Source organism: Wolbachia endosymbiont of Drosophila willistoni (genome assembly GCF_040084705.1).
Lineage (GTDB): Bacteria > Pseudomonadota > Alphaproteobacteria > Rickettsiales > Anaplasmataceae > Wolbachia > Wolbachia pipientis.
In genome coordinates, this window is sequence record NZ_CP157591.1 from 804,907 (window position 1) to 825,593 (window position 20,687).

Below are 20,687 nucleotides of genomic sequence, written 5' to 3' on the forward strand. Positions count from 1 at the left end.
ACATTAACCCAAGCTTTAGGGGTATTTTATGGATCAGAAGACAGATAAGTTTCCACAATTTTTAAAAATGTTGTGCTTTGTTGAAATGTGGGAACGTTTCTCTTACTATGGAATGAGGGCACTTTTGGTCCTATTTTTGACTTCTCACTTAGGTTTCACTGATGAGAGGGCCTTTACTATTTACTCATTATTTGCTGCAACAGGTTATGCTATACCAATACTTGGAGGTTTTTTAGCTGATAAGTTGATGGGATTCCGCAACATGGTGTTGCTTGGAGGGATAGTGATGATAGCAGGTCATGCTTGCATGTCATTGGTTAAGTTTGAACCAGGTTTATTATATTTAGGTTTATCTCTAATAGCCATAGGTACTGGTATGTTTAAAGGGAACGTAACTAACTTACTTAGTTCATGCTATGGCAAAGACGATCCTGAACGTAGCAGAGGCTTTACTTTATTTTACGTAGGTGTGAATATTGGAGCAATATTGGCTTCTATTTCATGTGGTTATGTAGCCCACTTGTTTGGCTGGCACTACGGCTTTGGTTTAGCTGGTATTGGGATGTCTATAGGGCTAATCTTTTTTCTCAAATTTCAGAATCTTTTAGGAGATAGCGGCCTTTCTCCTTATCCAGAGCTTATGAATAAGCGCATATTAGGGATTAAAATTTTTGGTATAGTATTGATAGGAAGCTTTCTGTCATCATCAATAATTGCTAAAATGCTTATACATAGTGAATTTTTTACTAATATGCTCATATTTATTGGAATAACAGCTCTGGGCATATTTATTTATATAATATCTAAATTATCAGCAGAACAAAGACGAAAATTAGTGGCATTATCTATTCTTGTGGTATTTTTCTTGTGTTTTTTTGCTTTAGAAATGCAGCTTGGCTCTTTGGTTAACTTATTCACCGAAAGAAACGTTATTAACAATGTATTAGGTATAACAATCCCAGCTTCAGTTTCTCAAGCCATAAATCCTTTGTCAATTATAATATTTGGCTTTCTTTTTGGAACATACATGAAGTTTAGGCAAAAATATGCAACTTCCATGTTTACCCTTGGCCTTCTGACAATGGCTATGTGTTTTTTCACACTGTACATAGGATGTTTAAACTCTAACATTGAAGGTAAAGTAGAATACTTATATTTAATAATTGCTATCTCCTTTATGGGACTGGGAGAATTATGTATTGCTCCATTAGTCCAAGAACAAGCAACTACACTAGCCCCCAAAAACCTTAGAGGAGTAGTGATGGGTATAGTAATGCTGTCATTAGCGTCTTCTAACCTAGCCGGAGTTGCAATATCAAAATTTATGTCAGTTCCTTCAGTAAATGGTAAAATAAATTATTTAGAATCTTTAGAAATATATAAAGAGGGTTTTTTAAAGGTGGGAATATTTAATTTAATGCTCGTTATTGTATTTTTATTCTTCTTCAATTTTATACATAAAGTTGTTACTAACTCATCTTGTACAAAAAATTGATATAGGTAAGCTCAAATTTGTAGGTTTAAGGTACCCGTTCAGCAGAGGTAGCAATTAAACTTTGTAACTTTTGAAAAAGATTATGATTGCATTTTTTCAATACTCTTTGCTTAAGATTTATATTTAACGCTGCTTAAAATCAGTGAAATGCACACCCCAGCAAACTACTCTGCCGAGCTTCCAACACTTTCACATTTACTATTTTGTCCCTGTATTTATCTTCAGAATCATCAATGCACACTGATTGCATATATGGGCTTTTACCAATAATTTGGTTTTGGTGTTTACCTTTTTTATCGCTAAATAGAACAGGTATAGTTTTACCTACCATACTCTGGTTAAACTCAAGTTGTTGCTTACTAATTAATTTCTGTAAACGAAGAAGGCGCTCTGTTTTAACCTCTTCTGGTACTTGATCTTTTCTTTCCGCTCCCGGTGTGCCTGGTCTTGGGCTGTATTTAAAACTATAAGCCTGAGCATATCTAACTTTTTCTACTAATTTCATAGTTTCTTCAAAATCTTTTTCGGTTTCTCCAGGAAAACCAACAATAAAATCAGAAGAAAATTCGATTTCAGGTTTCAATTTGCGAAATCTGTCTATTATTTCCAAATACTCCTCTGCAGTGTGTTTCCTGTTCATCGCGTGCAATATTTTATTCGAACCAGACTGCACAGGCAGGTGAACAAACGGCATGAGCTTTGGCTCTTCCGCATGTGCCAAGTAGAGAGATTCATGCATATCTCTTGGATGAGAAGTTGTATAACGAATCCTCTCTAGCTTTTCAATTTTAGCAATATGACTAATTAATTTTCCTAAATCCCACACTTCCCCTTCGCACTCCCCATGGTAAGCATTGACGTTCTGACCAAGCAAATTGATCTCATTTGCCCCATTTGCAACTAATTTCAATGCTTCACGAAATATTTCATTCACTGGCCGTGAATACTCAGCTCCACGAGTATAGGGCACTACACAAAACGTACAAAATTTATCACAACCCTCTTGTATGGCAAGAAACGCAGAAGACCCCTGGCTATTGCCATAGCATTCATCTGGCAATTTATCAAACTTTGCAACTTCAGGAAAATCAGTGTTTATTACATGACCTTTACTTCTGCTTGCTTTGACTATCAGCTCCGGTAAGGTAGCGATACTCTGCGGACCAACAACAATATCAACAAAAGGAGCCCTTCTGAACACTTCTTCTCCCTCTGCTTGCGCTACACACCCAGCCACCACTATAGTCATTTCTTTTCGTAACGAATGAATCTTCCCAAGCTCTGAGTAAAGTTTTTCTGCTGCCTTCTCTCTAATGTGACAAGTATTCAGTATCACTAAATCGGCTTTCCCTGCATCACTAACAACGTTGAACCCCAAAGGTTTAATTACATTTTCCATTAAAACGGAGTCATAAACGTTCATCTGACAGCCGTAAGTTTTAATATATAGGCCTTTCATATTTGGTATGTCTTTTTCAAAATTTCTTCACCCTACACGTAAATGTCTAACAGACCAGCGCGTGACGCTAGTGAACTTGCTAGCACAATAGATTTTGACAAAATTATACGAAAAACTGGATCCCAGTGTCAAGCACTGGGATGACAAGTTCTCGGCAACCCCTACGTCATACCATCACGGTATCTCTAGATCCCGCTAACAAGTAGCGGGATGACGGTTGTCAGGGTGTCATGAAAGTAGCTAACACTGGCTTCCATCCAAGAGGGCACTGCCCTCTTCTTGTCATCCCAGTGCTTGACACTGGGATGGCTTTGTTGCATCGCTACTTATGAAAGGCTAACTATAGTTAGGATTATAAGCAACCTATTGAAAATCTTGTTTTTTTGCAATCAATCTGATCAAATTTAAGAATAGTAATTTATTATTTATATTAATAAATTTAATTCTATTGAAAATAGCTAAAGCATTGAAATTCTTGAATTTTAGCCGGATTAGTGAGTGGTAGTGAAATTTCTTTTACTCAAATTTAGGTATTCACTGACCGTTCTTGTTATAAATACCAGAATAATAAGCTACTGATATTCTCTACCTTTTTTATCTTTATCCATCATAGCTAGCGATGCAACAAAGCCCACTGGGATCCAGGAAAAAGAATGGTGTCATCCGAGTAGCTTGACACTGGCATCCAGGAGACTTAATTGCAAGTAATGCATTGAGTTTGGTGAGTATGGGTTTTGCGTTATAGAATGAAGCACTTTTGGTGAATTTGTAAAGAAAGCTGGATCCCAGTGTCAAGCACTGGGATGACAAGAAAGGGAGCACTGGAATTTTTATTTCAGTATTGTACATTAGCCATGCATCTGAACAGATACGAGCTTTCTGCTTTTTTTGGGTAAGGTCAGTCAAAAAGGTTTTACAACAACCATAATAACTATAACTATTATCAATACTGTAACTGCTTCATTTAAAACGCGAAAATAAATATGTGACTTCTTATTCGAACCCATTGCAAAATTTTTCCTATATTTTGCAAGTAGCATATGAATAATTAACATCAAAAGTATTGCAAATGCTTTTACATGAAACCATCCTTCACGATATGCTTCCCTAATAACCATTAGTGTAATTCCAAGACCAAGTGAGAAAAGCATTGCAGGGTTTATGATATATCTAAGTAGCCTCTTTTCCATTGTTTGAAGCAAGCTATCATTTTCCGATCCCGGTTTTACAGTTGCATGGTAGACATAAAGCCTGGGTAAATAAAGCATACCTGCCATCCACATGATAACAGAGATAACGTGAAAAGCCTCAAGCCAGTGGTAATAGTTCATTAGCAAAAATTTAAAATTCCTGGTATTGTGTTAGTTTAATGAAAAAGAAATCGATATGAAAGCAGAAAATTTCACTAAAGAACAGATAATTGGATTCTACAGGAAAATGCTACTCATACGCAGATTTGAGGAAAAAGCAGGACAATTATATGGGATGGGATTAATAGGCGGGTTCTGTCACCTATCAATAGGACAAGAAGCAGTTGCAGTTGGAACTCAAGCTGCATCAAAATTAGGTGACGCTTTTATCACAAGTTATAGAGACCATGGCTTAATGCTCGCATGTGATTCTGATCCAAATGTTGTAATGGCAGAGCTTACCGGCAAAGAAACAGGATGCTCGAAAGGTAAAGGTGGTTCGATGCACGTATTTGACGTTGAAAAAAAATTCTTCGGCGGGCATGGAATAGTGGGAGCACAAGTTCCAATTGGCACAGGAATAGCATTTGCTAATAAATATAAGAAAAAAGATAATGTGGTATTTACATATTTTGGCGACGGTGCTGCAAATCAAGGACAAGTATATGAATCGTTTAATATGGCATCTTTGTGGGAGTTGCCTGTGGTTTACATCATAGAAAATAATGAATACGCAATGGGAACCTCCGTGCAAAGGTCAACTTTAGTAACAGAGTTATATAAAAGAGGAGAAAGTTTTGGTATTCCTGGAAAACAAGTTGATGGAATGGATTTTTTCTCTGTTTATGAGGCTACAAGCGAAGCAGCGGAACACACACGCAGCGGAAAAGGGCCTATCCTGCTTGAAATGAAGACATATCGATATCGCGGTCACTCAATGTCAGATCCTGCTACTTATCGCTTAAAAGAAGAAGTTGAAGATATGAAGCAAAATCATGACCCTATAAGCACTTTAAAGAAATACATGACAGATAATAAAATGGCTTCAGAAGAAGAGTGCAAAGTAATTGATAAGGAAATACGTGATTTAGTAAAAAAGTCGGAAGATTTTGCCAAAAATAGTAAAGAACCAAGCGTTGATGAGCTGTATACTGATGTTTATAAATTTGTTAGCTAATTTTTTTATCCAGAACTGTACAAACATTGTATAGTAAACGATGTCATCCAAATAGCTCCTTCTCCCGTCATCCAAGTGCCCTCCTTTTTTTGTCATCCCAGTGCTCTGACTACTTGGATCCAGCTGAGTTGGTGAGTATAAAAGTATAGCTAACGCAAGCTCTACGTCATGCCGCCGCGAACCGTCATACCGCGATTCATTCGCGGTATCTCTAGATCCCGCTAACAAGCAGCGGGATGACGGTTGTCAGGCTAGCTGTCATCTCAGTAGTCTCCTTCTCCTGTCATCCGAGTAGCTGACACTGGTTCCTTTATGACGGCAGTAGCCCCTTCGGTGTCATTCCAGTGCTTGACACTGGAATGACACCAATAATTGACATTTCACTAGATATTCATTATAAATAATGGAATGCTACAAAGTATAAAAACCATATTAATAGAAGACGATAACGTTAGGCTGGATAGGTACATCAGAAGAATCTTTCCTGATCTAAAGCAATCTGTAATTGAAAAATCTTTAAGGAAAGGATTAATCAAAGTTGATGATTGCAAAGCAAAGTCCAGTGATAGAGTAAATTCTGGGCAAACTATAACGCTGAAGCACTTGAATTATATTGAAAACGCTAATTCTGATCGCAAATATAATGAAAAGTTAGTGAATCTACTAAGAGAGAACATATTATATGAAGACGAATATATACTAGCTATAAACAAACCCGCAGGGGTCATCGTTCAAGGTGGCGTAAAAGTAAAGATTAGCATGAGTGATTTGCTTGACCAAATAAGAGAGGGAGAAACATTTAAAATTGTCCATAGGCTAGATAGAGATACGAGTGGAGTGATAATATTCGCACGCAACGCTAATGTTGCCAGATACCTTATGGAAGAATTTAAAGGACGAAGAGTAAAAAAAACTTATTTAGCATTAACTTCTGGCATACCGAGCAAGGATAGTGGAACAATAGACTATCCATTGGTGAAAAAATATGTTTCAGGTCAAGAAAAAGTGGTCGTTGATGAAAATTCACCTCAGAATGCCACTACGCATTTTTCAATTATAGCAAAATCCAAACACAATGTTGCTTATTTAAAATTACAACCAATTACCGGCAGAACCCATCAGTTACGTGCACATTTAGCTCATATAAATTGCCCTATTCTTGGTGACGGTAAATATGGTGGTAAAAAAGCTTTTATTGATGGGATAGCAAATAAAATTCACCTTCATTCGCATTCTTTATCTTTAAAACTGCCAAACAATAAAGAAATCACTATCACCGCTCCTATCACTAAACACATCGAAAAATCCATTGAAGCGCTATTTTTCGACTGAAACGATTTCACCAATCAACTTTTCTGTCTTTGGCTTTAATTTGAAGCACAGATATTAGGCTAATTAATGCGCAGGCAGTAAGATAAATGCCTGCTGCAAGTTTTGTTTCGGTTTTTTCTATAAGCCACATGCATATGTATGGAGAAAGGCCACCAAAAATTCCTGCAGATATATTATTTGCTAAGCTTACGCCAGTGCATCTTACTTTTGTTGGAAACAGTTCACAAATAACAGAACCATATATTCCAAAAGATGCACCTACTGGTATAGTAATCAATAAGTAAGTTATTATTACGACATAGTGGTTAACGGAAGATAATAATGGTAATACACATGTACCAATCAGAGATAGCATAATCAGTACAGGAATCATTACGCGTTTTCTTCCAACTTTATCAGATAAAATTGCAAAAAGTACCGCAGATGCTGCAAATACAACCTGTATTACTATCCTCATTAAATCTTTAACACTAATAGATAAAATAACTAGCTCTTTTATTGATATATTATAAAACATTATTGCTGCGTAGACAATTGCATTCTGAGCAATTCCCAGATTGATTGAAATAATAAGCGGTCTTTTATAGTTTCTTACTAGTTCTAACAATGGTGAATGTGCTAAATTATTAGCGTACTTATTAGTTTTATATGCTAAGCTTTCTTTTAATATGTACCTAGTTAAAAAACCTATTGTCCCCCAAAAAAAGCAAAAATAAAAAAGCAACTTCCATCCCCATATTTCATAGTTCTCACCTGTAACTCTTTTGCAGATAAATATCATTGTTATGCATAAGAGCGTTCCAAGGGCTCCGCTAAAGGGCTTCATACTTCCTAAGAAACCTAGATTTTTTTTATCTTTTGAATGCTCTATCGTAAATGCTGTATTAATGCTTGTTTCACCTCCTGCAGTTATTCCTTGCACTATTCTACAAAACACAAGCAATACAGGTGAAAGCAACCCTATTTCTTTATACCCAGGTATAATTCCCATAATTGTGGATGATATTGAAATTAATATTACTGAAGTAAGTAAAGTCTTTCTTCTGCCATACTTATCTCCCATATAACCAAAAATTACTGCACCAATTGGTCTAAACGCAAAACCAATTGCAAAAACACCAAGGAATTTGAGTGTACTCAAATAATGATCTTCTGATGGGAAAAAAACGTTGATGATTGTATCTGTTAATACTCCAAAAAGAGTGAGTTCATACCACACAATCATGTTACAGATCATGCCCGATAGTATTGCTTTTTGGATATTATTCATGGTCTTTCAATTTAACATAACCTAATATATCATTAACCGGTGCTCCTTGCTATAAAATTTTTCATTCAATAACCTTCAAGGATAATTCACGTAAATGCTTATCCTCCACCTTGGAAGGAGCACCCATTAGAACATCTTCACCTTGCTGGTTCATAGGAAAACAGATTACTTCACGAATATTTGGCTCATCAGCAAGCAGCATAACTATTCTATCAACTCCTGGTGCTATTCCACCATGAGGAGGAACACCAAATCTGAATGCACGTACAAGTGCACCGAATCTTGTATCAACTTCTCCCCGGCTATAACCTGCAATGGCAAAAGCTTTATACATGATATCCAGTTTGTTATTACGAATCGCCCCACTTGACAGTTCTATTCCATTGCAAACAAGATCATATTGGTAAGCAAGGATATCCAGTGGATTTTTGTCCTCTAAATCTTTCAGACCACCGTGTGGCATGGAGAATGGGTTATGAAAGAAATCGATTTTTTTACTTTTATCGTCATATACAAAATATGGAAAATCAATGATCCAACAAAACTTGAAGATATTATCATCTATAAGACTGAGTTCTGACCCTAAAAGAGTGCGTACTTTTCCTGCAATGTTTGCCGCCTCATTCTCTTTGTCAGAAGCAAAAAATACACTATCTCCTGGCTCTATGTTTGTTGCTTCTCTTATGTGGTTTAGCCTATTTTCATCAAGAAATTTAGCAATTGGGCCTTTCGCAGTTCCATCTTTATCAAACGTTATATATCCGAGACCCTTAGCACCGAATTCTTTTTGCGCATGTTCTATCTTTTTATCAAAGAAGCTGCGTGGTTCCTCTGCTGTTTTAGGTGCAGGGATGGCTCTCACTACCATACCACGCTCAATATTGCTTTTGAAAATATTGAACCCTGAATCACGAAAAATTTCTGTAACATCGCTGATTAATAGTGGATTACGCAAATCTGGCTTGTCAGAACCATACTTAAGCATTGCCTCTTTGTATGTAATGCGTGGAAAATCTTTATCGACAGACTTGCGAGAAAATTTAGCAAACACTCTATATAAGGTAGACTCAATAATCTGAAAGATGTCTTCTTGAGTTACAAAAGACATTTCAAGATCTAGCTGATAAAACTCTCCCGGAGAACGGTCAGCCCTTGCGTCTTCATCACGAAAACACGGTGCAATTTGGAAATATTTATCAAACCCTGAAACCATGAGCAACTGTTTGAAAATCTGCGGAGCTTGTGGCAATGCATAGAACTTGCCAGGATTTAGCCTGCTTGGCACTAGGTAGTCGCGTGCTCCTTCAGGAGAGGAAGCAGTGAGTATTGGAGTTTGAATCTCTAAAAATCCTCGCTCTATCATGAGCTTGCGGAGCTCTGCAATAATTTGTGAGCGCAAAATAATATTGTTGCGGACTTTTTCACGTCTTAAGTCAAGAAATCGATATTTAAATCTCATGTTTTCTGGGTATTCTTGCTCGCCGGTAATGCTTGCCAATATACTTCTTTCTTCTTTTGCTATTTCTTCATCAAAGTGGAACTCAACTTCCGACTCAACGCGCAAATTGTTGACTATCACCTCGATTTCTCCGGTAGAAATAGAGCTGTTTACCGTATCTTCAGTTCTAGTTTCAACTATTCCTGTAACAGTAATTACACTCTCCAATTTTAAATTTGATATCTCATCAAAAAAGTCTTTGTCATTATTAAATACTAGCTGAGTGATTCCGTAGAAGTCTCTTAAATCAACAAAAATTAGGTTACCATGGTCGCGCTTACGATATAACCATCCAGAAAGGGTAACTTCCTTTTCTACATCATTCTTTCTTAATTCTTCACACGTGTGAGTCTTGTAGCAGTTCATATTTGTTTCACTTCTAAATTCTTTAAAAAGTATAGAAATAAACCTTACCACATACAAGCCCATTCGTCAGATATTTGTCCAGTTTACGAAATAGAGCAGTATTACTTTTATACTGTCTTTACTCACACAAAAATTGCACAATTTCTATAATTATGGTATAATATGATGTGGCGTAAGCTGAGTACAGAAAATGTCTTTCGGACAAATTATTATATATAGTATAGCATTACTTGCTATAGTCAAAGTATTTCTCTTTTTGAGAAAAATATACAAAAATCGCATTAGAAAAATCATATTTCCTAGAAAAGTTTTTAAAGAAGAGTGGGAAGAAGACAGAAAATTCAATGAATTATATCAAAAAAATAAGCAAAAAGAGTTGATGAAACAACAGGAAATACTGCGTGAGAAGCAAAAAGATGTGCAAGTTTATAAAGAAGATCCAGAAATAGTTGACATAGCAAAACCGGTAGGTAAATGGACAAAGATGGTTATGATGGGTAATGGTTTAATGCAGCGTTTTGCACAATTGATACATAGAGAAGGCGGACAGAAAGGATTTTGGGAGCTGTTTGTAAAAGCTCAGGCTTCAACTCAAGGTAAACATAAGGGAAAGGGCAGATAATCCATGCTTGAATGTGAAAATTTATCCTGCACTCGTAATAATAAGGTACTATTTAAGAATCTCAGTTTTAAAGCTGAGCTAAAATCAAAGATTCTAATCACTGGTCCAAATGGTAGTGGTAAAACCAGCTTAATTAGAAGTTTATCTGGACTTTTACCGCCGGTATCAGGCAATATAAGGCACTGCGGAAAAGATATATATGATGATCCAAAATCCTATATATCTTCTATGGTCTATATAGGCCATAAGAATGCCTGTAAAGATAGCTTAACTGTTGCTCAAAACGTAGAATTCTGGGCAGGAATACGAAATACTAGAGAATTGATTGTGGCAGCTATTTGTTGCTTGCAGTTGCAACCTGTACTTAATATTAGATATGGCGAACTTTCTGCAGGATGGAAAAGGAGAGTTGCGCTTGCTCGCCTCTTGATTTCTAATGCAAACGTTTGGCTGATAGATGAACCATTTTGTAATCTTGATAGTGCAACGTGTGAATTAGTGCTGAACCTAATCTCAATACGCTCTGAGCAAAATGGTATAGTAATTATTACAGGGCATAGCTCTACAGAGCAATTGTGTGATTTTACAACGATTGATATACGTAATTTCAATAGACTTCTTGTATAGTTTTTGGCAACAACCGCTAGAAATAAAAAACTTGCTTGACAAACTCCGCCAGCCCCCTTATCATAAACACTGAAGCTATTTATTTATCTTCTCTGTACAGATTAAATGACAAAAAAACTCACGTATCTGGCGTCTCATGTTTAATTTTTTGCACTATGTGCACCTTATGTCTTTATCAAACTTCTACCTACATAAGCTGAAACGCGCTTATAAAGCGTTTAAAACATAAAAAAACGCCAACTTAAAAAATGGATAGTGAATAACTAGCTACCCTAGGGTTTCTTTTGCCTTTTTTTCTGTTTAGTAAATTTCTTAAACATTTATAGCTAAGGTTAGTTGCATTTAAAAGCAGCTGAGTCGCGGTTATTAAGCGTTTAGAATAAAAAAACGCCATACTTGAAAGTATAATGTAAGTAATTAGCCAACTACGGGGCTTCTTTTGCCTTTTTTTCTGTTTAGTAAATTTCTTAAATATTTATAGCTAAACGACAACCGTCATCCCGCTGCTTGTTAGCGGGATCTAGAGATACCGCGAATGAATCGCGGTATGACGGTTCGCGGTGGCATGACGATAAGCTCGTCATCCCGCTGCTTGTTAGCGGCTAAGGGATACCGCGAAGGGATACTGCGAATGAATCGCGGTATGACGGTTAATTATTCTGCGGCGGTATGACGTAGAGCTCGCGTTAGCTATACTTTTATACTCACCAACTCAGTATCCAATCTGGATCCAAGTAGTCAGCTACTTGGATGACAACCTGTTGAGGCTGCGCTTACACATTCCACTTTCTATGCTCACCAAACAAATTTGCTTACTCGCAGCAAAATTTTCTGGATCCAAGTAGTCAGCTACTCGGATGACATCTTTGTGTTTGAGGCAAAACCAGCTATAACATTTCTTCGCAAACAAATGTTCGTACAGTTGTGCGCGTGATGCTGGAATCTAGACAACAATTAGATCCTATTGTCAAGCAATAAGCTACATGTGCTATTTATTTAGTAGATTAAATATGAAGTTTAAAACTCTGCTATTGACTTCCTGTAGAACTAGTGAAAACCAAACTTGCTTAAAACCACTTAATTAGTTATAGTTATAAGTTTAGGTACAGTAAAATGACAGCTTTTGTCCCCTTGATTATTTTTTTAATCTTGTATCTTGGAAGTGGTGCTTATTTTTCTTTTATCGGAACTGATAATCCACTTCATCAGGTTTCACCAGTAATCTGCTTATTACCAGCACTATTTTTTGCTGTCTCACGTGGTACAAATAAAATTCAGCATAACATCGATACTGTTATCAAGGGCATGGGTGACAAAAACACCCTTACTATGTGTTTAATTTTTTTATTTTCTGGAGCATTTTCTGCGGTGACTCAATCAATCGGTAGCGCAGACACTGTTGCTAATTTAATTCTTAATTTCCTTCCAGCAAGATTACTGCTGCCTGGAGTATTTTTGGCTTCTGCTTTTATTTCAACTGCAATTGGCACATCTATGGGAGTTGTTGCGCTGATGGTACCTATAGCTGTTAATCTGGCAAAAAGTGGAGCTTTTGGTCTCGAAATAGGAACTGCAACTGTAGTAGGTGGTGCCGTGTTTGGCGATAACCTTTCGATGATATCTGATACCACCATTGCATCTGTTTCTTCACAGGAAGCTTCAGCAAAAGATAAACTTAAAATGAACTCTAAAGTTGCACTTATTGCCAGCATTATAACACTCATCTACCTAGCAGTTGCCTCAAATAGTACAAAAATTATTTCTATATCAAATTTAGATTATTATTCTATAATAAAAATTATTCCTTACATTTCTTTAATAATCATGGGGCTGCTTGAAGTCGCCACTTTAGTAACAATAACTATAAACATAATTATTGCTGGTGTGCTAGGAATAACTTTTTTTGACTATGCTATCATTCAATTTCCTCATGACGTGTATGACGGTTTCAAAAAAGTAAACGAAATAGTGATATTTGCTCTATTTATCGGTGGATTGAGCCATATAATGTACAAGCAAGGTCAAAAAGCGTTGCATAAACTCATCGATGAAAGCAATATCACAAAAACTAAAGCTGAATTTGTGATAGCAGGAATTGCGTCTATGTTTACTACCTTAGTTGCCAATAATACCATTGCTATTTTACTAAGTGGTGGCATTGCAAAAAGGCTTGCACAAAAACACAGTATTGCGCCACATCGCAGCGCATACTTATTAGATGTTTTTGCTTGTGCTACAAAAGGTATCTTACCTTATGGTTCCCAACTATTGCTAGCAGGTAGCATCGCCTCTGTATCACCTATTTCTTTATTAACACAGGTATATTATTGCTTTATTCTAGCGGCAGTTACAATAGGCGAAATAATCATCAACAGCAGAAAAGAGAAACATTGTGCGGCTGCAACTTAGAGTTTCTCTTTTTTTACCCATAAGGAACGGAATTACTTGACACCCTTCGCCAACCCCCTTATCATGAAACTGAAGCTATTTATTTATCTTCGCAATCTGTGCAGGTTAATGACAAAAAACTTAGGGTATTTGGCGTCTCATGTTTAATTTTTCGCACTACGTGCATCGCATGTCTTTAAAAATTTCTGGGTTTTTACCTATATAAGCCGAAACGCGCTTACAAAGCGTTTAAGACAGCAAAAAACGTAAAATTGACAAGGGAGAATTTGAATGCTAGCTACTACGGGGTTTCTTTGCCTTTTTTCCTGCTTGGTAAATTTCTTAAACACTTGCGGTGTAGGTTAGTTGCAAGTTAAAAGCAGCTAAATCGCTCTTAATCAAGCGTTTTAGAATAAAAAAAACGCCGATATTTTAGTACATAGTAAATAGCCAACCACCATGGGGCTTCTTTTGCCTTTTTTTTCATTTGGTAAATTTCTTAAACATTTATAGTTGCAATTTAAGAGCCCGTAAAGGGTGTCATTCCAGTGCCCCTGTGATGTATTCCAGTGCTTGACACTGGAATACAGTTTTCCATATAATCTCATCGAAAATGTTGTAACCACTTTCCATGCTAGTTTGCTTGTTCACAAGCAAACTTTTCTGGATCCCAGTGTCTGGGCACTGGGATGACAAGAGAAGGTACTAGCCTGACACCCTGACAACCGTCATCCCGCTGCTTGTTAGCGGGATCTATGCTAATGCCCTTTTATTCTTTCAATTATGTTATTTCCATTTAAATCTGTCTGTTCCGCAACTTCAGTGAATACAGTTGAATACTCCCTAAAACTGATCGTCATAACTTTACCCTACTTTGAATAATATTTTGATCATTACATATTGTAACAAAAAAAAATCAACTCATTTCTTCTAACGGCTCTATATTAAAGATAGAAAGTCCAGAAGCAATGACGTGTGCTAAGGCTTGGACAAGTTGCAGCGGTGAGATCTTTCTTATATTTTTAATTGTGTAATCTTCTGTGTTTGTAAATGTTTTTTCTATACCCCACTGCAGTAATAAGTACTTTACGTTCTGAATGATTTATGACGTAAATTATACGGTAGTTGCTAACCCTTATCCTATATTGCCCTCTAAAGCTATGACATAAAGGCTTTCCTAGATTAAAAGGATCAACTGTAAGGCGTTTCTTTATGGCCTCCTGAACCATTAATTTAATCTTTGCCGGAAGAGCTGGAATTTCTTTTTCAATAACATTTTTTAAGAATTTTATAGTGTAAGTTTTATTTCCAGATGTTTTCATCATCCTCTACTTCTTCTTCACCTTCAGAGAGGCGATCGTCAGCTATTTTGGATAGCTCTACATCTTCTTCGAACTCTTCTTCCACTAAATCTACTAAAACTTCAGGAATAGTTTTATTTTGAGTCTCTGCCATTTCTGTAAGATACTGAGCCAATTTACTGTCAAAACTTACATTAACATTGAGCTTTTTTTGACTGTGAGCCATATATTAACCAGAAAATACTACTATAAACTATAACATTTTTACTTAATTTTGTCAACTTCTCTATTCGTTGAAAAAACAATCTTGCATAAAAAAATCAACTCATCTCTTCCAAAGGCTCTATATTGAAGATAGAAAGTCCAGAAGCGATGACGTGTGCTAAGGCCTGCACGAGAAACATTCTTGCAGCGGTGAGGTTTAAGTTGTCTTCCAGTATGAAACGCATGTTTAAATCACTCTTGCCATACCCCCATAAAACGTGAAACGCTTCTGCAACTTCAAGTAAGTAGAAAGTAATTCTGTGTGGCTCACAAAGCCTTGCTGCAATTTCTACCACATCTGGCCACTTTGCTAAGGTTTTTATGAGGAAGAGCTCTCCACCTGTCCTTAAAAGTGAAGGATCTGCTGTTGGGAGCTCTTTTGGAGCATTACGCATTAACGAATGAGCACGAGCATGCGCATATTGCACGTAAAAAATAGGGTTGTCTTTTGACTGTTCTTTAACTTTAGCAAAATCAAAGTCCAAGACCATATCATTCTTGCGTGTTAGCATTATAAAACGAGTTATGTCCCTGCCAACTTCTTCCACTACATCTCTTGCTGTTAGGAAGTTTCCTGATCTTTTGGACATCTTAACAGGTTTGCCGTTCTCGAAAAAATTCACAATATTATGCAGTTTTACCTCTATTTTTGCTTGATCATCACTGAGCGCAGAGACGACTGCTTTGAGTCTTTTGACATAACCGCCGTGGTCACTACCAAGCTCTACGATCATATTGTTAAAACCACGCGATATCTTATCAAAATGGTAAGCGATATCCGAGGCAAAATAAGTCCAACTGCCGTCCTCTTTCTTCAATGCACGGTCAACGTCATCACCAAATTTTGTAGAGCGAAATAGCATCTCTTTTCTGGAAGTCCAATTTTCGCTTTCTTTGCCTTTTGGTTTCTCCAGGTACCCTTCATACACTAGACCCTTGTCAGACAATATCTTTATACTCTCTTCAATTTTGCCACTTTTTTGTAGCTCATACTCTGAAGTAAAAACATCATGATTTACTCCAAGTAAGTTCATGTCTTCCTTTATGATTTCTAAGATAGAACTTAAAGTATAGTCTCTAATCACTTGATTATCTTGCTTTTCTAGAAGCTCTGCGCCATATTTTTTGGCCAGCCCAGTCCCTATTGGTTTTAAATATTCACCTGGGTATAAACCTTTTTCGATGCTGATTTTTTCTCCCAGAGCTTCCTTATACCGCAAATATACTGACCGAATTAGCGTATCTATCTGCGCTCCAGCATCATTAATATAGTATTCCTTAGTAACTTTATAACCAACTTTTTTCAATAAATTTGCCAGAACGTCACCAAATACTGCCCCTCTTGCATGACCAATATGCAGTGGACCAGTTGGATTTGCAGATACAAATTCAACATTAATGGCCTGATTGTTCCCTATATCTAGGGTGCCAAACTCTGTTTTTAGCTCATTTATTTGTTTTAAAATTCCATGCCACACTTCTATTTTTAAGTGCATGTTGATGAAACCAGAGCCTGCTATTTCCACTTTTGCAACTTCATCAAAAAGTTCAAATTCTTTGGCTAAAACCTCTGCAATTTCAATGGGATTCTTCTTTTCATGCTTTGCAAGCACCATAGCAACATTTGTGTAAATGTCTCCATGGACTCTATTGCTTGGAGGCTCTATGATAAAGTTTGCTGCACTTGTGCTTATAACACCCCTTTGTTTCAACTCATTCAATTTACTAAAGATTAGAGAGGAAATCTGCTTAAAAATGTTCATTCACTATATTGCTATAAAATCTATAGCAGTATAGTGAATAAGTGGGACTAGTTGAAGGTTTATCTTAACTATTTTATCTTCCTGGATCAGAGTTTATATTAAGTCGTTGCCGTAACCATGGTAAGAGAAAGCCATACCTTCGCTGTAACCATCATTACCAGCATCAGGCTCTTCAACATCATCAGTTACTACCTGATCTTCAATTGTGATTTTATCCTTGATCGTCTCGTCTACACCCTCATCACTATAAGAAAATTTGTTAGTATATGAATAGCGATTATTGATTTTATCACTATAGTTATGTTTTAACATAGAGACCTCCTATACAGTCAAAATTGGAATTACATTAAGATAGAACAAGCTATGAATATAACGTGAATGAAAGAAACTACAGATCACGAAATTTCCGGATAACTATGGAACCATTATAAAATAATAAAATTAAAAATTTAATAATTTTAATTATAAATCTAGCATATCAACTAACGGTATGATTTAAATTTTCTTTCAATTCCACTGTATCTTCGCCAGTTTTGCATACAGCCCGTCTTTACTCATTAGAAAGTCATGAGTTCCTACTTCTTCTACTTTTCCATGATTAATTACTATAATCTTGTCAGTCTTGAGTGCGGTTGATAGCCTGTGTGTAATTACGATTGTTGTTCTGTTTTGCATTAACTTGCTCAATGCTTTTTGCACGAGGTTCTCACTTTTGTAATCAAGGGCAGAGGTTGCTTCATCCAGTATTAAAACCTGAGGATTGTTGAGTATGGCCCTTGCTATTACAATACGTTGTTTTTGTCCTTCAGAAAGTTTTAATCCTCTTTTTCCTACAAATGTATCAAATTTATCAGGCAGCTTATCAATAAATTCCATCGCATAAGCGCTGATGGCTGCTTGCTTCACTTCCTCATATTCGGCACCTGGTTTGCCATATAGTATATTTTCCATTATTGAGCAAGAAAATATCATGTGATCTTGTGGCACTAAGCCAAACAACGATCTGAGGTCATTTAGCGCAATTGACTTAATATTGTGCCCATCGATAGTAATGCTACCTTTGTTTGGATCATGAAAACGGAGCAGAAGCTTTAAAATGGTGCTTTTACCACTGCCAGATGGTCCAACAATTGATACTGCTTGACCTGCCTCTATAGAAAATGATACGTTATCTAATGCTGGCTTATCAGCATAAAAAAATGTTACACCATTAAACGAAATTCCTTTTTGAACACTATAAATTTTTATAGGATCATCGGCATCTACTATAGAGCTTTTCATATTTTTAAATTCAAATAAACGCTCTACTATTCCAAGACCTCGTTGTAAATCACTGATATTATCGCTCAAATTATTTATAGCTCCTGCCGCAAGCGCTGAATAAAACACAAATGAGGAGAGTTCTCCAATAGTTATATTATTGCTTAAGACTTCTTTAATACCAAAAAAGAGCAAAACAACTAGTGAACCTATCACACACGTGATAACTAGAGTTACTAGAATAGCACGCAAGAGTACTAATTTTACGTATGATTTTGATACTGAGTTTAAATACTCCTTAAAACGGGTTTTTTCATTTTCTTCGAGTACAAACGATTTGATAGTCACTATAGATCTAAAATTTTCCTCACTAAATGACGCAAGCTCACTTAATTTATCCTGGGCAAAGCGTGCATAGCTACGCACTTTTTTTCCAAGTGAGGTCATGATAATGAGTAGTATAGGTATTATTGCGGCTGCATACGCAGTTAGTTGTATATTTGTATATAATAACATAGCAACACTGCCAATCAGAATCACAAAATTTCGTAATATGGTTAGTAAGCTGCTGTTTATTATTGATTGCAGCACAGAGGTATCAGTAATTAACGCTGAGATAACATCTTGTACGCCTGTGTTCTCAAAGAAACTTGGTTGCAAGTTAGTGATACTGCTATATAAGTCATATCTGATTCTTGCGATAACTTTCTCGCTGCCAATGCCAATGAAATATAACCGAGTAAATGCAGTGAGAGAAATGGCTAAAACTATAAGTATTGCAACTAATAGTTTGGTAGTAAAATCGTGCTCTGTGCCAGAATCAATTATATTGCTTAAGCCTCTGCCAAAGAGGAGGATCGTTAAGGCTGAAAATAAAACTGCAATAAAAGCTATGACAAAATAGGATAGATTAGGCTTTATATAGTAAAATAACTGCCTAATATTAGATCGCATCTTATTTTAAAGTTTCTAAAGTTAAGTATATAGATTTTAGTTTCAGGGGAAAGGGGAAAGGTGTAGTATGAAGCAATTTAGGTTCTGCAGCTGTTGTGATTTTAGTCCACCAAGAAAGGGTAGTAGCTCGCAGAAACAAAAAACTTACTTGACAAACTCCGCCAGCCCCCTTATCATAAAATTGAAGCTATTGTATTTGCTTTCGCCAATCTGCAGATTAAAAGGTAAGGATTACTTAATGTATCGGCGTCTTATGTTTAATTTTTTGCAGTACATAGATACTGTATGTCTTTACAAAACTTCATCTACATCTAGATTTTTATCTAAATAAGCTGAACGCGCTTATAAAGCGTTACAAGACATCAAAAAATGCCAATACTCGACAGAGATAGTAAAAGACTAGCTAACTCGGGGATTCTTTGTCTTTTTTTCTGCTTAGTAAACTTCTTAAACATTTGCAGCGTAAGTTAGTTGCAATTAAAAGCAGCTTAATCTTGCTTGTCAAGCGTTTAAAACATAAAAAACGCCAATATTTTAAAGCGGATAATAACCCCAGGGCTTCTTTTGCCTTTTTTTTCATTTGGTAAATTTCTTAACGTTTGTAGCTAAACGACAACCGTCATCCCGCTACTTGTTAGCGGGATCTAGAGATACCGCGGCGGTATGACGGTTTGCGGTGGCATGACGGTTAAGTAATTCGTCATCCCGCTACTTGTTAGCGGGATCTAGAGATACCGCGGCGGTATGACGGTTCGTGGCAGCGTGACGATAACCTCGTCATCCCGCTACTTGTTAGCGCCGCGGCGGTATAGCTATACTTAAAAATATGGTTTAATAGTTGTTAATAATAGTGTATAATTATTAATCTTTTCTCAGTATTTTTATTATGGCTCTTTCTAAATTTCTCGATCCAAAGTTAGATTTAACATTTAAGAAAATCTTTGGCACTGAAAAAAATAAGAATATTCTTATCCATTTTTTAAACGATATTTTAGGATGTACTGAAGTCAACACTATACAAGAAGTAGAATTCTTAAGCACCATTATGGACCCTGAAATTGCTTCTGATAAACAAAGCATTGTTGATGTTCTTTGCAGAGATTCTAGTGGGAACAGGTATATAATTGAGATGGTGCGACCTGAAAGCCTTCGGTCATATTGTTTAAAAGGAGAGGAATTCATTCAGAAAGAAACTGAAAGGATTCTAAAGCTTATTGAACCAGATGTTTTGCCATCTGAGTCTACGCATCAGTGCGAATTGGGTAACCAGTTGGTGCCGAGCGACGCGGACAATGAACCTCCTCTTGATAAAGAAGATGCTCAATCGTGAGAGAAAGCATAAACTACAAGCATCATGTGGTTGGAGGGCTAGGCTTAGTGGTATGGTGAACGTAAGTGAAGCTTCATAAGTATCGTAACGATTAAAGAGCTAAAGATGCTGATAAGCTCCGACCAAAAGGTAATGTGACATTTTTCATTTCTGGATGTACGCAAATCACCGGTATAGAGAAGCCACCTAACCCACTATTGTATGACAAAAGGAACAGGATAAGCCTGTATTTTCGCCTATATGGCAGGCAACCCGCAAGGAATGCTGATGGATGTGCAGGTAAAGGATAATGGAGAAAGCGAATGCCATTTTGTAACGAAATGGATAGAATTTGTAACATTAATTCGCGTGAAAACGAGCAGACTTCCATTTGGTCCCTCATGACAAGAAA

Annotated in this window: 19 protein-coding genes and 1 pseudogene; 8 read left to right on the forward strand and 12 right to left on the reverse strand. The window is 36.6% G+C overall.

Annotated elements, in window-relative coordinates; genetic code table 11:
* Positions 1-28: 28 nt before the first annotated feature.
* Entirely contained in the window at positions 29-1,495 is a 1,467-nt protein-coding gene (locus ABL518_RS04085; protein ID WP_095742680.1) for a peptide MFS transporter, read from the forward strand.
* A 139-nt stretch (positions 1,496-1,634) separates the two neighbouring features.
* Here the strand turns inward: ABL518_RS04085 and miaB are convergent, their stop codons facing one another.
* The 3 genes from miaB to hemJ form a co-directional block, all read right to left on the reverse strand.
* Complete coding sequence (gene miaB / locus ABL518_RS04090) at positions 1,635-2,954, reverse strand: tRNA (N6-isopentenyl adenosine(37)-C2)-methylthiotransferase MiaB (RefSeq protein ID WP_010962578.1); 1,320 nt, start codon at positions 2,952-2,954, stop codon at positions 1,635-1,637.
* Positions 2,955-3,554: 600 nt separating this feature from the next.
* The gene (locus tag ABL518_RS04095; RefSeq protein WP_317586155.1) at positions 3,555-3,803 is read right to left on the reverse strand and encodes a hypothetical protein; all 249 of its coding nucleotides are present in this window, start codon (positions 3,801-3,803) and stop codon (positions 3,555-3,557) included.
* A gap of 53 nt (positions 3,804-3,856) precedes the next feature.
* On the reverse strand, positions 3,857-4,285 hold the full coding sequence (gene hemJ, locus ABL518_RS04100; RefSeq protein ID WP_010082641.1) for a protoporphyrinogen oxidase HemJ: 429 nt from the start codon (positions 4,283-4,285) through the stop codon (positions 3,857-3,859).
* Between the two features lie 55 nt (positions 4,286-4,340).
* Between hemJ and pdhA the strand changes: the two genes are divergently transcribed.
* Together pdhA and ABL518_RS04110 are read left to right on the forward strand one after the other, a co-directional pair.
* Positions 4,341-5,321, forward strand: a complete 981-nt coding sequence (gene pdhA, locus ABL518_RS04105; protein WP_006279887.1) for a pyruvate dehydrogenase (acetyl-transferring) E1 component subunit alpha — start codon at positions 4,341-4,343, stop codon at positions 5,319-5,321.
* Positions 5,322-5,729: 408 nt separating this feature from the next.
* On the forward strand, positions 5,730-6,653 hold the full coding sequence (locus tag ABL518_RS04110; RefSeq protein WP_006279888.1) for an RluA family pseudouridine synthase: 924 nt from the start codon (positions 5,730-5,732) through the stop codon (positions 6,651-6,653).
* Positions 6,654-6,660: 7 nt separating this feature from the next.
* Here the strand turns inward: ABL518_RS04110 and ABL518_RS04115 are convergent, their stop codons facing one another.
* A complete protein-coding gene (locus ABL518_RS04115) occupies positions 6,661-7,923 on the reverse strand; it encodes an MFS transporter (protein WP_038198717.1) in 1,263 nt (420 codons plus the stop codon).
* A gap of 61 nt (positions 7,924-7,984) precedes the next feature.
* On the reverse strand, positions 7,985-9,787 hold the full coding sequence (gene aspS / locus ABL518_RS04120; protein WP_095742857.1) for an aspartate--tRNA ligase: 1,803 nt from the start codon (positions 9,785-9,787) through the stop codon (positions 7,985-7,987).
* 190 nt (positions 9,788-9,977) lie between these two features.
* Here aspS and ABL518_RS04125 point away from each other — a divergent pair, with 190 nt between their 5' ends.
* Positions 9,978-10,409 carry a hypothetical protein gene (locus ABL518_RS04125; RefSeq protein WP_010082661.1) on the forward strand — a complete coding sequence of 144 codons (432 nt, stop codon included), beginning with the start codon at positions 9,978-9,980 and terminating at the stop codon, positions 10,407-10,409.
* Between the two features lie 3 nt (positions 10,410-10,412).
* A complete protein-coding gene (gene ccmA / locus ABL518_RS04130; RefSeq protein ID WP_007548816.1) occupies positions 10,413-11,036 on the forward strand; it encodes a heme ABC exporter ATP-binding protein CcmA in 624 nt (207 codons plus the stop codon).
* Positions 11,037-11,778: 742 nt separating this feature from the next.
* On the opposite strand, the gene ABL518_RS04135 is transcribed toward ccmA, so the two are convergent.
* The gene (locus ABL518_RS04135) at positions 11,779-11,946 is read right to left on the reverse strand and encodes a hypothetical protein (protein WP_155975180.1); all 168 of its coding nucleotides are present in this window, start codon (positions 11,944-11,946) and stop codon (positions 11,779-11,781) included.
* Between the two features lie 203 nt (positions 11,947-12,149).
* Between ABL518_RS04135 and ABL518_RS04140 the strand changes: the two genes are divergently transcribed.
* Positions 12,150-13,445 carry a Na+/H+ antiporter NhaC family protein gene (locus tag ABL518_RS04140; protein ID WP_006280467.1) on the forward strand — a complete coding sequence of 432 codons (1,296 nt, stop codon included), beginning with the start codon at positions 12,150-12,152 and terminating at the stop codon, positions 13,443-13,445.
* A gap of 519 nt (positions 13,446-13,964) precedes the next feature.
* Here ABL518_RS04140 and ABL518_RS04145 read toward each other — a convergent pair.
* The 6 genes from ABL518_RS04145 to ABL518_RS04170 all read right to left on the reverse strand — a co-directional run bounded on the left by ABL518_RS04145 (position 13,965) and on the right by ABL518_RS04170 (position 18,966).
* The gene (locus ABL518_RS04145; protein WP_167513690.1) at positions 13,965-14,120 is read right to left on the reverse strand and encodes a hypothetical protein; all 156 of its coding nucleotides are present in this window, start codon (positions 14,118-14,120) and stop codon (positions 13,965-13,967) included.
* A gap of 326 nt (positions 14,121-14,446) precedes the next feature.
* Entirely contained in the window at positions 14,447-14,749 is a 303-nt protein-coding gene (locus tag ABL518_RS04150; RefSeq protein WP_348994359.1) for a type II toxin-antitoxin system RelE/ParE family toxin, read from the reverse strand.
* Positions 14,727-14,951 (reverse strand): hypothetical protein, encoded by a 225-nt coding sequence (locus ABL518_RS04155; protein WP_010962565.1) that lies wholly within the window; start codon positions 14,949-14,951, stop codon positions 14,727-14,729. Before ABL518_RS04155 ends, ABL518_RS04150 begins: the two co-directional genes overlap by 23 nt.
* 94 nt (positions 14,952-15,045) lie before the next feature.
* A complete protein-coding gene (gene argS, locus ABL518_RS04160) occupies positions 15,046-16,752 on the reverse strand; it encodes an arginine--tRNA ligase (RefSeq protein ID WP_010962564.1) in 1,707 nt (568 codons plus the stop codon).
* A 93-nt stretch (positions 16,753-16,845) separates the two neighbouring features.
* Positions 16,846-17,064: a hypothetical protein gene (locus ABL518_RS04165; protein ID WP_348994360.1), complete on the reverse strand. Its 219-nt coding sequence runs from the start codon at positions 17,062-17,064 to the stop codon at positions 16,846-16,848.
* A gap of 195 nt (positions 17,065-17,259) precedes the next feature.
* Positions 17,260-18,966 carry an ABC transporter ATP-binding protein gene (locus ABL518_RS04170; RefSeq protein WP_010962562.1) on the reverse strand — a complete coding sequence of 569 codons (1,707 nt, stop codon included), beginning with the start codon at positions 18,964-18,966 and terminating at the stop codon, positions 17,260-17,262.
* A gap of 886 nt (positions 18,967-19,852) precedes the next feature.
* Here ABL518_RS04170 and ABL518_RS04175 point away from each other — a divergent pair.
* Positions 19,853-20,098 (forward strand): annotated as a pseudogene (locus ABL518_RS04175) (PD-(D/E)XK nuclease family transposase); the annotation flags it as partial.
* Between the two features lie 438 nt (positions 20,099-20,536).
* Positions 20,537-20,680, forward strand: coding sequence for a hypothetical protein (locus tag ABL518_RS04180; protein WP_173862902.1), 144 nt, complete (start codon positions 20,537-20,539; stop codon positions 20,678-20,680).
* The last annotated feature ends 7 nt before the right edge of the window (positions 20,681-20,687 follow it).

Coding starts and splice junctions, on each gene's coding strand:
- pdhA (WP_006279887.1), top strand. CDS start 4,341: ATGAAAGCAGAAAATTTCACTAAAGAACAGATAATTGGATTCTACAGG.
- ABL518_RS04085 (WP_095742680.1), top strand. CDS start 29: ATGGATCAGAAGACAGATAAGTTTCCACAATTTTTAAAAATGTTGTGC.
- ABL518_RS04110 (WP_006279888.1), top strand. CDS start 5,730: ATGCTACAAAGTATAAAAACCATATTAATAGAAGACGATAACGTTAGG.
- ABL518_RS04140 (WP_006280467.1), top strand. CDS start 12,150: ATGACAGCTTTTGTCCCCTTGATTATTTTTTTAATCTTGTATCTTGGA.
- aspS (WP_095742857.1), bottom strand. CDS start 9,787: ATGAACTGCTACAAGACTCACACGTGTGAAGAATTAAGAAAGAATGAT.
- ABL518_RS04150 (WP_348994359.1), bottom strand. CDS start 14,749: ATGATGAAAACATCTGGAAATAAAACTTACACTATAAAATTCTTAAAA.
- ABL518_RS04155 (WP_010962565.1), bottom strand. CDS start 14,951: ATGGCTCACAGTCAAAAAAAGCTCAATGTTAATGTAAGTTTTGACAGT.
- ABL518_RS04125 (WP_010082661.1), top strand. CDS start 9,978: ATGTCTTTCGGACAAATTATTATATATAGTATAGCATTACTTGCTATA.
- argS (WP_010962564.1), bottom strand. CDS start 16,752: ATGAACATTTTTAAGCAGATTTCCTCTCTAATCTTTAGTAAATTGAAT.
- ABL518_RS04180 (WP_173862902.1), top strand. CDS start 20,537: ATGGCAGGCAACCCGCAAGGAATGCTGATGGATGTGCAGGTAAAGGAT.
- ccmA (WP_007548816.1), top strand. CDS start 10,413: ATGCTTGAATGTGAAAATTTATCCTGCACTCGTAATAATAAGGTACTA.
- miaB (WP_010962578.1), bottom strand. CDS start 2,954: ATGAAAGGCCTATATATTAAAACTTACGGCTGTCAGATGAACGTTTAT.
- ABL518_RS04095 (WP_317586155.1), bottom strand. CDS start 3,803: ATGTACAATACTGAAATAAAAATTCCAGTGCTCCCTTTCTTGTCATCC.
- hemJ (WP_010082641.1), bottom strand. CDS start 4,285: ATGAACTATTACCACTGGCTTGAGGCTTTTCACGTTATCTCTGTTATC.
- ABL518_RS04115 (WP_038198717.1), bottom strand. CDS start 7,923: ATGAATAATATCCAAAAAGCAATACTATCGGGCATGATCTGTAACATG.
- ABL518_RS04170 (WP_010962562.1), bottom strand. CDS start 18,966: ATGCGATCTAATATTAGGCAGTTATTTTACTATATAAAGCCTAATCTA.
- ABL518_RS04165 (WP_348994360.1), bottom strand. CDS start 17,064: ATGTTAAAACATAACTATAGTGATAAAATCAATAATCGCTATTCATAT.